The organism is Brakhagea slesvicensis (assembly GCF_052161625.1).
In the GTDB taxonomy this organism is placed as follows: domain Bacteria; phylum Planctomycetota; class Planctomycetia; order Pirellulales; family Pirellulaceae; genus JBKCUI01.
This window is the reverse complement of record NZ_CP197412.1, coordinates 2,774,291-2,789,224: the sequence shown is the minus strand read 5'-3', so window position 1 is coordinate 2,789,224 and position 14,934 is coordinate 2,774,291. Positions and strand designations below refer to the sequence as shown.

General features: G+C 55.6%; 10 protein-coding genes. 5 read left to right on the top strand and 5 right to left on the bottom strand.

The features are described from left to right. Positions 1–26 precede the first annotated feature (26 nt). The 3 genes from SH467x_RS10485 to SH467x_RS10475 form a co-directional block, all read right to left on the bottom strand. Positions 27–371 (bottom strand): hypothetical protein, encoded by a 345-nt coding sequence (locus SH467x_RS10485; RefSeq protein WP_482371219.1) that lies wholly within the window; start codon positions 369–371, stop codon positions 27–29. A 358-nt stretch (positions 372–729) separates the two neighbouring features. Next, the gene (gene rsmG, locus SH467x_RS10480) at positions 730–1,434 is read right to left on the bottom strand and encodes a 16S rRNA (guanine(527)-N(7))-methyltransferase RsmG (protein ID WP_482371218.1); all 705 of its coding nucleotides are present in this window, start codon (positions 1,432–1,434) and stop codon (positions 730–732) included. Further along, the gene (locus tag SH467x_RS10475; RefSeq protein ID WP_482371217.1) at positions 1,427–4,168 is read right to left on the bottom strand and encodes a hypothetical protein; all 2,742 of its coding nucleotides are present in this window, start codon (positions 4,166–4,168) and stop codon (positions 1,427–1,429) included. Before SH467x_RS10475 ends, rsmG begins: the two co-directional genes overlap by 8 nt. Before the next feature lie 212 nt (positions 4,169–4,380). Between SH467x_RS10475 and SH467x_RS10470 the strand changes: the two genes are divergently transcribed. Further along, positions 4,381–5,817 carry a PLP-dependent aminotransferase family protein gene (locus SH467x_RS10470; RefSeq protein ID WP_482371216.1) on the top strand — a complete coding sequence of 479 codons (1,437 nt, stop codon included), beginning with the start codon at positions 4,381–4,383 and terminating at the stop codon, positions 5,815–5,817. Here the strand turns inward: SH467x_RS10470 and SH467x_RS10465 are convergent. Further along, positions 5,730–7,301: a hypothetical protein gene (locus SH467x_RS10465; protein ID WP_482371215.1), complete on the bottom strand. Its 1,572-nt coding sequence runs from the start codon at positions 7,299–7,301 to the stop codon at positions 5,730–5,732. The genes SH467x_RS10470 and SH467x_RS10465 overlap by 88 nt on opposite strands. A 326-nt stretch (positions 7,302–7,627) precedes the next feature. Between SH467x_RS10465 and SH467x_RS10460 the strand changes: the two genes are divergently transcribed. Together SH467x_RS10460 and SH467x_RS10455 are read left to right on the top strand one after the other, a co-directional pair. Next, entirely contained in the window at positions 7,628–8,815 is a 1,188-nt protein-coding gene (locus SH467x_RS10460) for a peptidase MA family metallohydrolase (protein WP_482371214.1), read from the top strand. 315 nt (positions 8,816–9,130) lie between these two features. Then, the gene (locus SH467x_RS10455; protein ID WP_482371213.1) at positions 9,131–12,715 is read left to right on the top strand and encodes a type II secretion system protein GspD; all 3,585 of its coding nucleotides are present in this window, start codon (positions 9,131–9,133) and stop codon (positions 12,713–12,715) included. 162 nt (positions 12,716–12,877) lie between these two features. Here the strand turns inward: SH467x_RS10455 and SH467x_RS10450 are convergent, their stop codons facing one another. Further along, entirely contained in the window at positions 12,878–13,273 is a 396-nt protein-coding gene (locus SH467x_RS10450) for a hypothetical protein (RefSeq protein ID WP_482371212.1), read from the bottom strand. A gap of 187 nt (positions 13,274–13,460) precedes the next feature. On the opposite strand from SH467x_RS10450, the gene SH467x_RS10445 reads away from it, so the two are divergent. Both SH467x_RS10445 and SH467x_RS10440 read left to right on the top strand, forming a co-directional pair. Further along, a complete protein-coding gene (locus tag SH467x_RS10445; protein WP_482371211.1) occupies positions 13,461–14,393 on the top strand; it encodes a helix-turn-helix domain-containing protein in 933 nt (310 codons plus the stop codon). Positions 14,394–14,539: 146 nt separating this feature from the next. Next, on the top strand, positions 14,540–14,926 hold the full coding sequence (locus SH467x_RS10440) for a PAAR domain-containing protein (RefSeq protein WP_482371210.1): 387 nt from the start codon (positions 14,540–14,542) through the stop codon (positions 14,924–14,926). Positions 14,927–14,934: the final 8 nt, after the last annotated feature.

The following is a 14,934-nucleotide window of genomic DNA, read 5'->3' as shown; positions in this document are numbered from 1 at the left end:
AAGACGTGAGCCACGCGATGGGCGACTTAATTCGATGGGGCGACCCATTCGTTGGCCGGTGCATCGATCGGGGCATCCGAGTCAACCTTTGCCGTTCGTCGGCGGCGTCGCGGTTTATTGGTCGCCCATTCCTTGGTCATCAGTTCAAAGACTTCGGGAGACTCGTACCTGGCGATATTCTTCCCTTCAGGGATGGGACCGATCAATCCGCGGAAGACCGGCATACCGCGGAGGTCCAAATCGGTGCTGCTGTCGTCGATCCCAATTTGCGAATGCGTTCGAAAGATCGACTCGGCGGAGTGGAAGTCGCGGATGCGAATCGATCCATCTTCCGCACGCGTGACAACTCGAAAGACATCTTTTTTGGACATGGGATCCTCCGTTCGTGTTCAAAAATAGGGATCCCTCCATCCACCCGATGAGAGACCATTGCTAAGAGACCTCGCGAGAGGTTTCCATGGTCTGCGCAATTCAGGTCGCATCCATGCGGCCGCGTTGCAGATCGGGGATTGCCCAGCATTGGGCGACTCTTCCTCCTTGCGTCTATCGGCATAGGCTCGCGCCGATGTTTGAAGATGATTCGCGCCACGGAACCATCGGAAGGACAGGCACGATAGGTGTTGCGTGCACAACCGGTATGGGCGTCGCGCCCCGAACGACCGGCCCCTTCCCGATGATCAGTACGTCTCGGTTGGTGCTAGGGCAAGGGCACCGAACCGGGGAGTGCCGCTAAGAATGAAGCCGTTTGAGTTGCAGGATCGTGCTTTCGGACTCTGTATCCGGCATTGGATAGGAGACCATCCGCCGGAGTTCGACATTCTTCAGAACCCCTTTGTGCCGCGCTTCGCCTCGTTCGTCCGGCCATTTCGGACCTTTGATCGCTAACATCCGACCAAAGGTGTGCCAGTAAGGTTCCAGCCAACGGCAGAGCTTGACCAGAGGCCCGACAGCGCGGGAGGTCAACGTGTCGTAACGAAACTCTTCGAGGAGAGTTTGAACATTTTGCGGGTACACGGGGACTTGCAGTCCAAGCTTCTTCACGATGTCATCGACCACTTTCGCTTTCTTGGCCACGCTATCGCAAAGGGTGACCTGCACGTCGGGGCGAAGTATGGCGATGAGAATTCCAGGTACCCCGCTGCCGGTTCCGACATCGAGCACCTCCTCGTTCGGTGCTAGCAGTTGCGTGACATGCCAGGAGTCGAGCAGATCGCGTTTGACAAAGAGTTCCGGGGTCGTATGCCGGGTGAGGTTCACGCGCGTATTCCAGTCCCAGAGCTGCAAGCAGTAGTTTTGGATTCCCGACCAAGCCTCTTCGGGGATCGTCAGCTCCAATTCCGTTGCCATGGTACGCAATCGCCGATCCAGTTCCTCGCGACTTCCCGAGAAGACCTCGGCTGGCGGGGAAAGAGGCTCCATTTCAGAATCACTCATGCTCGGTGGTTAACGCTTTCGAAAATCGTCGTATTTGTTTCTTGTGTTGATCATCTCGGGGTTCCAGAGCGCGGCATTGCTGGGAAAGTTCCAAGGCCTCGCGGGCCCGTCCGCTCCGAAACTCCACTTCGGCGAGTGTATCTAAATAAGTCGGGTCGCGGCGAATTGCAACGGCTCGATCCGCAAACTCCTTGGCTTTGTCCAGATTTCGGCCACAAAGGGCGCACATCCAAGCCGTGTTGTTGAGGCTGACCGCATCGTTTGGAAAAGCATCGATGGCCCGAACCATCGATTGGTAGTAGAGATCGAACCAACCATCGACGACCTCTTTCGGAAACACCTCATCTGCCCATGGCAACACATCGATTGGGATTTGGATTTGAGTCGGTTCGATCCGGTGGGCCATTCGTATCCACCGATCTGTTTCGGCAAGGTTCTTTTCGTGGATTCCTTGCAGACAAAACACGGGGAGTGAATCGAGAAGCAGGATACGGGTTCGCGAGTCATCCGCTTGAAAGGCCTCCCCATCCCCGGCTCGGACGAAGAGGTTTCTGCACGCTGCTTCGTAGGCGTCCGGAATCGTCTCCCTATGCTGTTTGGCAATGAGATAGCGCCAACTGCTTTCGACGCGACTCCCTATCTCGGGATAAAGCCGCCGCCAACGCTCCGCGATCCATTCCATTTCGGGACGCTGGGCGGCATGCTCCTCAAGGTTCCCCAAGTCGACGCGCCGAACTCCGGAAGAGAGCGGCAGTGAATGGACGGCAGAAAGCTCTCGCAATCGCAACGAATCGAGCTCGCTGTAGCGACCGGATCGCTCCAACAGATCCGCGGTCTGAAGAAACAGAAAATGACTTCCTGGCGAAGAGGCCATCAGTTGTTTCATGATCGTGGCCGCCATGTCGGTGCGACCCGATTTGGCCAGAAGACTCGCTAGCTCACTGGAGCTATTCAAATTCTCCCGCGATTCTTGCAACAGCGCAATGGCCCCCTGGGTATCTCCCAATTCCTGCATCAAAATGGCGATCGCCCAGCAGAACAGGGAATCATCCCGACGAAGCTCACCAATCCGCTGTCGCACCGCGAAGACCATTTCGCGCAAAGGCTCCAGGTCGTTCCATTCTTTCGGTTTGCGTCCTTCGTGCAAATCGTTCAAGTTCTCGAAGGCTCGCCGGATCGCGACCTCTGCGGTGCCATCCTCGCCTTGCATATGTTTCTTGACCAGATACTCATAAATAAGAAACGGTTCGAACAGATAACTTCCGAAGACTGCCTCAAAGCAAGGCTCTTCCAGCGATGGGCTTTCCTCGGTCAAGATCCGATTACCGAGCAAGGTAAGAGGATAGTTCTTTCGAATGGAAAGCTCTCGCAGGTAATTCACCGCTTTGGTGCGTTGGTTGGTAATGCGCCAAATATCCAATAGCTCGCGTGAAAGAAACGATCCTGCAGAACGTGAGTCTCGCAAAAGCTCCTGCTCGCAGACTCCATCGATGATGGCCTCTACTTCCGACTCGCCGACCTGATGGAACGCGCTGATCAAACTGCGCAGTAGATCGTGAGGATAGGAGTCGTTTGGCTTTCGAGTCGCGAGAAGTTTGCGAAAGTACGACTGCGCCCAAGTCCGGACCGTATCGGGCTCGAGATTATTCAATCCCACGACGGCAAACGCGGCCTTTAAATCGCCAAGCTGATTGTGGTAGATATCGAACGCGACCGCGGGTTCTGCTTTCTCGATCGCAGATTGAAAGGTTTCGCGATCATCGAACGCCAAGGCAAGCGAGAACGGAGCACCGGCTAAGGTTCCTTTCGATCGCTCCTTGATCGCGTCCCAGTGCTGCAGCATTTCCTCGTTTCGGCCCAGCAGCATCGAAGCGGCCAGTTTCTGCCCCAGTGTGTTCCGGCCGTTCATACGGAGCCTTGAACCAGGACGCTGGACTTCCTCGAGCCATAGAGACCAGTTCCCGGACCGAACCCATACGCGTTCCAGGGCTGGCTCCAAACCATTGGACTTGGCGAACTGCACCGCAGCATCCCACTCCTCCGCCGCAAGCAACTTTGCCAGTTCGACGCTCGGAGTCGGCGGCAGTGAAAGTTGCCACGTATCGGGCATACCCAAGTCCTTCCACCAGCGGTTGATGAAGGGCTTCTCTTCAGGAGGTGTCACGAGATCGATCAAGCGAGGAACGATTCGCTCTTCCCCGGTGCTCCATGCCAATTCGATCAACCTGCCCAACTCACCTTGATCGCGCAGAATGTTCTGCACCACGGGAGCGGGCAAGATTTGCAAGACCTCCAGCGCGCGGTCCCACTGCCCATTTGCAACCATCTGTCCCAACAGTCTCGAATCCCCTTGGGTCGCGCTTTGAAAGGCATTTAGTACTTCCAATCGATCCTCGAGCGGTCCATCGGTGCGGCGCAACTGCAATAGCCAATTGGCCAGGGCAGCGTCGTGACGATTGTCGCTGCTGGACTTCTCTTGCAGCCATGCATCAACCGGATAGCTTCGATCACAAAGCTGTAAAAAGGATTCTCGGCGAATACGGTAGCTCGAAGACTGAAGGCCCTGCAGCAAGGGGAGCGGATCTTTTGCGAAAGGCTGGGAAGAAGGTCGTTCCTCTCCGCCAGCGGTCGGGCCAAACGCAGGCACCATGGAGAACGAATGGAGAACGAATAGAAGCCCTGCCAGGAGCTTCCACGCGTGTCGGGTGCGAATCAAGTCGTTGCCAAAATCCATTTTCTAAACATCCATTCCTTTTCGAGCGGCCAGCCGCCTTGAGCGCGGCTAGATATCGTGAGAGCGGCTCATGCCGTAGCGCCCAGCGGGACGACGCGAACTCCACCTACTGGCTATTATTGTATGATCCAGGAAAATACCGAAGATAACGGGATCGGGTTTCAGCAGATTTTCTTTTGAGTTCGACCGCCTCTAGCCCCTTGAGATGAACGATGAAAGTGCCTTCGCCGTGGAAAGACCTTCTGCCATTCCCCCTTGAGAAGATCAAGGAAATGGCGCAGATGGTCGGTCAACCTCAATGGGTTTCCGCCGTCAAAGAAGCGGTAGAAAAAGTGGGTGGCAAGGATCCGTTTGGCCCAGGAGGCATTCTGCAATTTCTGCAGCAAGCAAGCCGTTGGGCCGAATCGATGGCCGAGCCGTTTGTCAGTCAAGGAGCATCCGGTAACTTGAGCGCCGGAGTGAATGCCACCGGGGAACTTTTCTCCAGTCGATGGACGAACGGTCTGTTAACACAAGATGCACTCGCGGCCCAATTGCTTCTCTCGGGGCATCCCTCGGAGGCCACGCGAGTCTCGGGGGAATTGCGCTGCTTGGCCGTCGGATTGATGGGGGGGTTGGATGCTTTGGTTGTCGCGAATACAACCGCCGCCATCGCCGCCTTGGGATTGGCTCATCGCGACGAAGGATCGTGGATCCTGCCCCGCGTCGATTGCGTCCGACCGTTTCGATTTGGCGTCACCTCGAGCGGCAGCCTTCAAGCGATTCTCGACGAAGCCGGCGCGTCGGTTATCGAAGTGGGTTCCAATCAAGAGTGCCTACCAAGCGATCTGGATGCGGCTCCCAAGTCCGCATCGACCATCTTGATGACCGCAACTCCTGGCGGAACTCCCGATGCCGATTCCGCTGCCAAGTACTCCGCTGACCTTTCGCAATGGGCGACGCAACAAAACGCGACGTGGGTTGAAGTCTTGTTCAATGGTTCGCTGCACACGGTCCCCGAACACGCGTCCCTCGCCTCTGTCATTGCGGACCGTTGGTATCTCGGGATGGAGATGTTGGTGATCCCCTGTGATGCTTGGATCGGTGGCCCCGAATGCTGCTTGATTCTGACGCGAAAGAAAAGCCCTCTCTGGGAATCAGTGCAACGAGTTGTTCAGAACTTGGGTTTGGGGGCTTCTACGATCACACAATCGATTTTGCTCAAAGCATTGCAATCGACCGAGGGATTCGCGGGTTGGCAGCGGACACCGGCTGCACACGCGCTGACGGTGGGATTGGATAATTTGAAATTCCGCGCGGAAAAGATCGTCGCCCAATGCACTGGGCTTGGAAAAATCGAGCAAGTAACCGCTTTGGAGAAAGAGTGTCGAGTCGGAATGGGAGTTTGGAGCGGATTGAAATGGAAGAGCGCCGTCATTCAACTCCGAATGCAAGGTATCGCGCCGTCCGATTTGGCCCAGCGGCTGGCAGAGGGGAGTCGTCCGATCTGGTGCCAAGTTCAAAGCGATTGCATTGAATTGGTATTGAGAACGATCGATCCCGACGAGGATCGATTCGTAGTTCAACGCTTGAGCGAATTAGCGGGCGCCGCGGCGGCCCCGACCGACAGTGAGTCTTGCACGAACAACGCAAACACTCCGTCTTCATAAACCAGCCGATAGTGCTCTGTTTCTTGATCTACCGAGCCCAACAAAGAACGGACCGGAGCCGATTGCTTGACCAGTATCGCGTCGGCTTGGTACTCGTCGAGGACTGATCTCCACCCGGGCTTGGCCGCGTAAAATAGATCGTGCTTTGGCAGCACATCCGCCCGATAGGCGACTTCGTAGCGTCCGTCGATACTCACTCGAATCTGGGGGTAGCACTCCCAGGTAAGGTAAGCGCCCGCTGCGAATGGAGTCATCACGTTCCCGCTGAACCCAGTCTTCTTGAGATAATCAACGGCTCCAACCGGATAGACCATACCGCTTTTTGGATCGCTGCCCGGGAGTTCGATGAGCCAGATAGGGTGATGGATCATAAAGCAGATCGCCGCGAGACTGGCCCCCCACGCCGCCAAGACCACCCCCTGTCGGCGCAATTGGATCCAAGCCACAACTCGACGACCAAATGGTGTCGGAGAGAGCCATCCCGGAGCCAGAGCTACCCACACGACGGCGAACAAGGAACCGTGGCGGATATGTTTGAGCGCCATGTAGGCGGCGAGCAAGCAGAAGAGCCATCCCCTCAACCGATCCCATCGTCGATACCGCAAGATATATCCGAGCGCCATCACGAGGGCAGCGAACGAAGCGATCGTCAGAACAGGCTGATAGGTTCTCCAAAGAGGCTGCCATTCCGCCATGGTCGGGCGAGGCATCAGCAAAGCATGCCACAAATAGCTCGGATAGTCCGCGCCCCAAGGGTTCAAGCAAAGGCTGGGGGGAATCGCAAGGATCAACACGGCGTGGTGCCAAAACGAAGAGACAAAGGAGGTTGGATCGAATCGCCCTCGTCGTTCCTTTAGATAGACCACCCAGCGCTCGAGCATGTGCAGCCCTAACATTGCAACGCCCACTACAAAACCAGCATGCAGGTTGAGCCAAATCACCAGCATGCACCACCAGAGCATCCCCCAGCGTTTCTCGCCCCTCCAGTCCGACTGTTGCAACAGGATCTGAAACGACAGAAACAACAGGGTGAAGAGCTGCGCTCGCAGCGTCGCAAACCCGACCCAACCGATCGGAAAGGCAACGATCGCCGCGAGCCCGATCCAAAGTGGATGAGCCCCGTTGTTCCGAGCGACGCGGTAGAGAACCAATCCCAACAGCGCGATCAATAAAACGCGAAAGACGGCCATCCCGTGCAGACCGAGGGGACTGATCCCGGCAACCCAATAAAGAAGGAGCCCTGTTCCCCATTCATGATGAACGGTCGGAGTCACCGTTGGGGTGAAAGCGAAAATGTCATCGTAGGGAAAACGCCCCGATGCGAAGAAAGCTCGTAGGAGCGCCATTTCATGGAATGCGTCATGCGTAACCTCTCGCAGACGCGCGACGTACGCAAGAAATAGGAGCCATGAAGCAACACAAACCGAACCGATCAGGCGGGCGTCTCGAAAATCACCGATGCGCAGGTTGCGATTCCAGAACATAGACTCGTGTATCGAACGAAGAGTTCGCCTCTTCGAGCCCACTTTGCAATTCTCTAGGACCTGGTTTTCCCGGTCGGTTGGGCATATCGAATAGGCGGGCTGTAGCGAGAGCTAGCAATCTCCATGGGACGAATACATTTTGTGAGATTTTCAAAACTTTGATTCAAGATTGGGCTGGAGGCCGCGATCGATCGTTTTCTAGACTTCCGCTCCCGTATGTCCGACCCGCGGACTCAACGCGTCACTCGCTCGTAGTCACCTAACCCAGTCGCGATCAATCTCCACATGGATGTGGAAACGTCGCGGAAATGCAGGGAGCAACACGCATGGAAGCTGTTCTGGCTTACTCTCGTCTCACCTTACTGACTCTCGTTGGAATCCTATGGAGCACATGCTTCAGTTCGATGGCTTGGAGTCAACTGCGGGGGGCGCCGATGGTATCGGTTGCGACTCCCAATTTTGTGGTCTACGCACGTGACGACGCTTGGGCGCAGCAGGTTGCTCAAGTCGCCGAGGCCAATCGCCGTGACCTTGCGCTCCACTGGTTGGGCGAAGAGCTGCCTCGCTGGTCGAAGCCATGTCCTCTCGTTGTCCAGGACGGCCCGAACAAGCTTGCGAGCGGCGAAACCAAGTACACCTTGATTCGGGGTGCCGTCATCAACTTCAACATGACGGTGGTAGGAACTCGCGAACGCATTCTCGACAGTGTCTTACCGCACGAAATCACGCACACCATTATCGCCAGTCACTTCGCACCGTTTGGAAAGCCAGTTCCGCGTTGGGCCGACGAAGGAATGTGCACAACGGTGGAGCATGAATCGGAACGTCGCAAGCATGACAAGATGCTCATTCAATTCCTGCGTGAGCAAAAAGGGATTCCATTCGCGACCCTTTTCGCGCTGCGGGACTACCCGGCTGATATGCTTCCTCTGTATGCTCAAGGCTACAGCGTCACGAGCTTTTTGATTGCGCAAAGCGGCCCTCGCGAATTCATCAAATTCCTGGAAATTGGAATGCGAAACGACGATTGGTACACGGCGACCCAGCAAGTCTATGGGTACCCGCTGGTAGGCAATCTCCAAACCGCTTGGAACAATTGGGTCATCGATGGTGGCGGCACCGTCACCCAGCACACCGCGTTGGCATTGGGTTATACGGCGCGTCCACTCGTAGCTTCGAATACACGCGGATCTTCGGTGCAACCTGCTGTTGCGAACATTGGCTCTGAGCCCTCGAGCGTACAAGCTGCGAGCGCTGTCATGAGCGATCCAACTCGCATCGCGTCTAACGCATCCATCACTGATAACAAGTCGATGCACCCTAGTACATCGAGTTTGCCAGCGGGAGCAATTGCTACAGAGAGCGGTGAAACGGGGAGCTATTACTTGCAACAGTTCCAGAAGCATTCTGAGGACCATTCCGCCGAGGCTTCCAGGGGTTCGCAAGGCGTAGAGCACACCGTGGGACAACCGCGACCGATGCAGACGCTGGGCGGCGGGACGATTTATCGATAACCGCTTGGTCTGGAGAGAGAATCCATCGCATCCCAGCGATCGACCGGGGGATTCACGAAGGATAAGCAAGCTGGAAAAGGCCACAAAAGGTTGCCCAAATTACCTTTTGGAAAAAAGTCACTTCGAATGCGAAAGTGATATTGACGGGTCCCGAGGACAAGGCCTATTCCGTTGGTTGTTACGCAAAAGTTGCCAGAGGTCGCAGGACTCAGGTGCCTTCATGGATGAAAGGCTTGGAGTCCCGCAGCCTCTTGAAGACTGTCGATACGAGACGAGCGTTTATTGGAAAATTAGTAGCGATAAAGGAGTGTCGCGTTGAAACACCTCAATCCTCTACGGACATTACGGCTATTGACCACGTTGTCAGCGGCGTCCTCGCCCGTCTATGTTCCATTGTTTGTGGGTCTAGCCACGCCAATGGTCTCGACGTCAACGGTCAACGCACAGGGCCAACCGGGCGGTTTATTACCCCCATTGCCATCGGCTCCCGGAGCGACCGCATTACCAACAGCTGCACCTGCAACTGAATCTGCGGCACTCGCTCGAGAGATGTTGGTCAAGGCCAAAGCAGCATTGGCGGAGGGGCGGCGCGAGGTTGCGTTGCAGACTCTCGCACAAGCTCACTTGGCAGGACCAGCGACCTCCGAGTTCAGCACGGAGTTGATCAAGGCGCGGCAAGAGTTCATGGCCAAGGGCGTGCCCACTTCGGCGATCGAATCCGCGGTCTCGTTGGCAATCGCCTCGAGCACTGCTGCTTCGAATAATCCGATGCGGTCGGCTCCAACCACCCCTGCTGCACCCAACGCACTACCTTTGCTGCCACCTGCTGGCAATCAAGCGTTAGCTGCGGGCGTACCGACAACTCTCCCACCCCTCCCAGGGATGGTAGCTTCCGGAGCAACAACTGCCCCGAATCCACTTCGCGATCAAGCTTCCGGGTTGGCTTCGCAAGCCAAGCTGGCGCTCGATCGAGGCGACGTAGTCGGCGCTCGACAGTTGATCAATCAAGCCGGAGCGCTGAAGGTCGCGGATAAAGAATTCGGTCCCGGGCAAATGAAGCCTTGGGAAGTCGAACTCGCCGTTCGCGGCCGAGAAGCCTTGCTCTCGGGTGGCGTCGCGCAAGCCTCGGCGACCATGCCTGCCGGAACTCCGGGTGTCCAAAACGCATCCGCAACCGGTACCAACCTCGGCGGCGTGCAATCGGGGGTCTATCAGCCTCAGAAAGACACCTCCAAGGTCGCACCTGCGAGCGGCGTGCTCACCAGCTACGATGCCGACACCAGTGGACCTGAGCTCTACCAACAAGGCATCAGCGCTTTGTCGGCTGGAAACAAGGATGCGGCCATGGAGAAGTTCCGAGCCGCTTGGGAGAAGAAGGATCAACTCGATCCCCCGACTCTCACACAACTCAAAGACAAGCTGACGTTGCTACAGGGGAATTCCCGAGCGTCGGGTGCCCCTGAAAGCATCGCGGCACTCAGCGCCGAGGATCGCGATATGCAGATCCGAAAGCAGCGTCTCTTTTCCGAAGTAACCGGTGAAATCGCCGACGCAGAACGTCTGGCAGTCGCCAACCAACCTCTCGAAGCGCTCGACAAGCTCCGTACCCTTCGGCAACGCATCGGCCAATCCGATGTCAGTGCCGAATACCGAAAGAGCTTGCTCACTCGCATCGACCTCGTCTCGGCCAACATCGAGGCTTGGGTGGAGCAGAACAAGGTTGCGATCGAACTGGATCAACGGAATAAGCAAATCGAAAATCGCATGGAAGTCGAGGCTTCGACCCGGGCCAAGTCCGATCTGCAAGTTCAAAGCTTGGTCGACCAATACAACGACCTGATCGACTCACGACGATTCCCCGAAGCCATCGAAGTGGCAAAGAAGGTATCGGAGCTGAAGCCTGGATCGGAGATCGCGTCGGTTATGATGACCAAGGCGAAGATTCAAGCTCGTTATGAAGAGTACGAATTGATCCGAAGCGACAAAGACGAAGGCTTCACCCGAAGCATGCTCAATGTCGATATGGCTTCCATTCCGAACGATGACAACCGTCCCTTCTCGTATCCCGATGCGGAGACTTGGGCGCGTCTGACCAAGAATCGCTTGGGATCGGTGGAAGACTCGAAAATGCTTCCATCGGAGCGTCGCATTCGCGAGGCGTTGACGGAGCCATTCTCAGGAAGCTTTGACAAGCGACCGCTCGGGGAAGTGATCAACACTATCGGCGAAATGTTCGGCATTCCCGTCGCGATCGACACCCGTTCGATTACCGAAGAAGGAATCACCGAAGAGCAACTCGTCAGTTTGGATCTCCGAGGAAACTCCATTCAACTGAAGAGCGCGCTCAATCAAATTCTGGAACCATGGAATTTGACCTACGCGGTACGTAATGAATTGCTAACGATTCAAAGCAAGCGATTTACGCAGCGAGAGAATATCAACAAGACTTACAATGTGAAGGATTTGGTGATTCCAATTCCGAACTTTGTGTCCGATAGCAACTTCGGTATGGCAGGAGCCTTGCAAGCAGCCTTCTATGCCCAATCGAACTTGGCCAGCGCGACGGTTAGCCCGTCCAACAACATGCTCAACACATCGCGTGTAGCAAGCATTGATCCCAAGTCGGAAGTGATGGCGCAGATTGCGTCCATGCCTCCTGCAAACGGGATCTCTCCGAGCTTGGCGAGTGCGTTGCCTGGAGCGATGTTCCCGCCGACAGCCGGCGGATTGGGAGGTGGTAATGCGATGGCCAACTACGGCGACATCATGAATTTGATTCGCAGTACCATCACACCGGATCTCTGGGACCTCAACGGCGGTACGTCAACCATGACGCCGTTCAGCCAGAACCTGACGCTGATCGTCTCGGCTCCTCAAGAGACGCATGAAGCAATCGCGGACTTGCTCAAAAGCCTTCGGGCTCTTCAAGATCTGCAAGTGACGATCGAAGTACGGTTCATCCAGTTGCAAGATACGTTCTTCGAACGAATCGGTGTCGATTTCGACATGCAGATCGATGACAACGTACGGCAGTTGCCCAACGACGATTCCGGTCCTAGCGTGGCGGTTGGTTTGGCATCGGGTGTCGGTGCTACCGGCCCGACTTTCACGACCGACCTCGATATGACTCTCGGAAATAACTTCTCCGTGACCCCTCCGTTCGGTAACCCGGACATCAACCAAGCGACTTCGTTCGGGGTTGCGATTTTGAGCGATTTGGAACTCTTCTTCTTCTTGCAAGCATCGCAAGGGAACAGCCGCCAAAACGTTCTGAACGCACCGAAAGTGACGATGTTCGACGGTCAAACCGCGAGCATCAACGATACGGCTCAGCGACCGTTCGTGACCTCGTTCAGTCCTGTCGTCGGTGACTTTGCCGTCGCACAACGACCGATCGTGGTGGTCCTCAACGAAGGAACGCAAATGACCGTTCAATCGGTGGTATCGCAAGACCGTCGCTTTGTTCGGATGACACTCAATCCTCAGTTCACTCGATTGGAATCGACCGACCGAACGTTTACCTTCCAAGGTCGACGGGTGTCGCGAACGGGAACCAGCGTCTTGAACCCGAACGGTACTCCATCGGGAACGCGAGACGATGAGGAAGATATCATCGAAGGCACGACGGTCCAGCAACCAACGTTGGGTACGACCAGTATCGGAACCACGGTCAGTGTTCCTGACGGCGGTACGATCCTCTTGGGTGGTATCAAGCGATTGCGTGAAGGACGGGTCGAACGTGGTGCACCGATTTTGAGCAAGATCCCTTACTTGAATCGGTTGTTCAAGAACGATGCGATCGGCCGCGAAACGTCCACGCTGATGATGACGGTCACACCTCGCATTATCATTCCTGAGGAAGAAGAAGCCAACATGGGGATGACGACGGGCAATCCTTAGTCCGTCCGATGCCAACCACCTTTCCAGCAGTGGAAAGTGCCTTACAAAACAACCCTCGAGATCGTCACCGGTCCCGAGGGTTTTTTCATTGACTCGCCTAGCGGGCAGGTACGCGCTATACCCTTTTGCGATCCCCTTCGCGTTACCGAGGAATCCGAAGCGTTAAAGGCCGAGAGAAGAAAGTTGGTTTTTCATATTCTTCGCATCCTCGTTCGCCAGCTCGTCACCACTTTCTTTGTATAGCTTCGCCAAGGACTTTGTGATGCTTCCCAGTTCTTTGCTCCAAGACTTCAACTGCTTGTTGGCTTTCTCATCGAGTTCCGCTTTCGCCTCCTTAAGCTTGATGAATTTCTCGATGGCGGTTTCCAGTTTGTCAGCTTCCGTAAAACACTTTCCCAAGCTCTTCTTACCGGGAGTGTTTTTGCAGGCATCGAGCGCCTTCTGAAATTTATCGAGCTGCGGCCCTACATCCGCCTTTTTGAAAAAGCTGGACTTGGAGAGGTTATTCTCTTCTTTAAATCTTTTCCACTTATCACGGGTTAACGTTAAGACACTCATCGCACTACACTTTAGAAAAGAGAACGAATAAGAGGGGTATCCCGAAATGCGGTTCGCATTTTAAGGGAAAGGGTTGCTCGGGTGGTGTGGAGCTGCGATTGAATTCGCTCAAAATCCCCGTATCGCGATACGGCTAGCTACCGACGCGGACCCAAAGGAGTCGAATCGTACCGAGACCATTGAAACTTTGAGGGCTCCCTTTAAACTGCTCCCGAAGATCGGTGAATCACATCGGGAGTCGTCCGGGCATATGGGTAAACGAGGCGTAGTTCTCAACGGCGAGTTGTTGACCAAACTCTACACGCGTCGAGGTTGGAGTCAGCAGGAATTTGCCATGCGTGCAGGGGTCGATGCCCGTACCATTGCCAAAATCAAAAAAGGGGGAAGCTGCGACACGCGTACGCTTCAGATTCTGTCCGGTACCTTGAAAGTGTCGCCCGAGAGTCTGCTCGCAGAGGATGCTAGGTTCGATGCATTGGCCGCAAAGGAAAACGATGAAGCGGCCGAATCCAAGTTATCCAGTGGCATCCCGCGCTTTCAACGATTCCGGCTACAGCATCTCTGGAAAATCGTCGACTTTCGTCGTTCGAACGCGGGCGAGCCTGATGCGGTAGCGCAGGTTTGGAACTGGTACCGCATTCAAAAACTCAGCGTGGATTGCGATCCGTATGTATTCCCCTTTCTGACTTGGGGGGAAGGGATCGAGTGCGACCACGCTCCTTCAGGAGTCTCGTTTCAACGCGTGGGAGTGCTTCCTGGGGATTTGGTTCACAGCAACAAGCAATGGGAGATCTCGATCACTCCCCCTGAAGGAGGAGTCGGAACTGCGTTCGATTGTGGCCCGATCGGACTTCGATACGTCGACGCCTTTTTCCGGGAAGGACAGCAGTGGTGGCAAACCAGAATCACCGATGAGACGGATGTCTTGTTGATTCAGCTTTGGTTTCGACCGGAACAATGTTGCAAGCAAGTATTCGGCGAATGGGCGCCACCTGGAGGGCATCGATTCCAACCGATGGAAGCGTGCCCACCCCAGCGGAACCCTGATGGCGAAATCGTCACCTGGATGATTCAAAAGCCCATGCAAGGTGCCTTTTATAAGCTCTCCTGGGGCTGGTAAGACCTCATGAACGTTGACGCACTCTCCTCGCAGCAAGTAGGATGTCGGTCTGGGGTCCGCATCGCCTAGGTTCCAGAACTTCGAACCGAACTGATTTCAGTCCGAGCCCCCAACACGAACCACACCAATCAAGCGAGGATGGAATAATGGGATCTCCGGCGGCTCGGATGGGAGATATGATTCTTCAGAACAACCCCCATTGCCATGCGGCAATCCATCCCGCTGCGCCGGTCCCCACTCCTGCCCCCCACCCTGCGATGCCTTTGGCGATAGTCAAGGGACAGCCAAACGTCCTCATCGGAGGCCAACCCGCAGCGCGGGTCACCGACATGTCGGCCCCCTGTGCGCTGCCGAGTTGTGTACCTGGAGGACCGGGTGTCATTTCCAAAGGGTCCGCGACCGTCATGATCGGCGGTATGCCCGCAGCGCGATTGAACGACATGACATCGCACGCGGCGTGCGTGGGTCCTATTCCGGGACCAACCGGTAAGATCACCGGCCCTGGATGCGCGACCGTTATCATCGGGGGTTAGAAGATCGA

Bases quoted from the DNA above. Each gene is read 5' to 3' on its own strand.
- SH467x_RS10485 (WP_482371219.1), bottom strand. From the start codon at position 371: ATGTCCAAAAAAGATGTCTTTCGAGTTGTCACGCGTGCGGAAGATGGA.
- rsmG (WP_482371218.1), bottom strand. From the start codon at position 1,434: ATGAGTGATTCTGAAATGGAGCCTCTTTCCCCGCCAGCCGAGGTCTTC.
- SH467x_RS10475 (WP_482371217.1), bottom strand. From the start codon at position 4,168: ATGGATTTTGGCAACGACTTGATTCGCACCCGACACGCGTGGAAGCTC.
- SH467x_RS10470 (WP_482371216.1), top strand. From the start codon at position 4,381: ATGAAAGTGCCTTCGCCGTGGAAAGACCTTCTGCCATTCCCCCTTGAG.
- SH467x_RS10465 (WP_482371215.1), bottom strand. From the start codon at position 7,301: ATGTTCTGGAATCGCAACCTGCGCATCGGTGATTTTCGAGACGCCCGC.
- SH467x_RS10460 (WP_482371214.1), top strand. From the start codon at position 7,628: ATGGAAGCTGTTCTGGCTTACTCTCGTCTCACCTTACTGACTCTCGTT.
- SH467x_RS10450 (WP_482371212.1), bottom strand. From the start codon at position 13,273: ATGAGTGTCTTAACGTTAACCCGTGATAAGTGGAAAAGATTTAAAGAA.
- SH467x_RS10440 (WP_482371210.1), top strand. From the start codon at position 14,540: ATGGGATCTCCGGCGGCTCGGATGGGAGATATGATTCTTCAGAACAAC.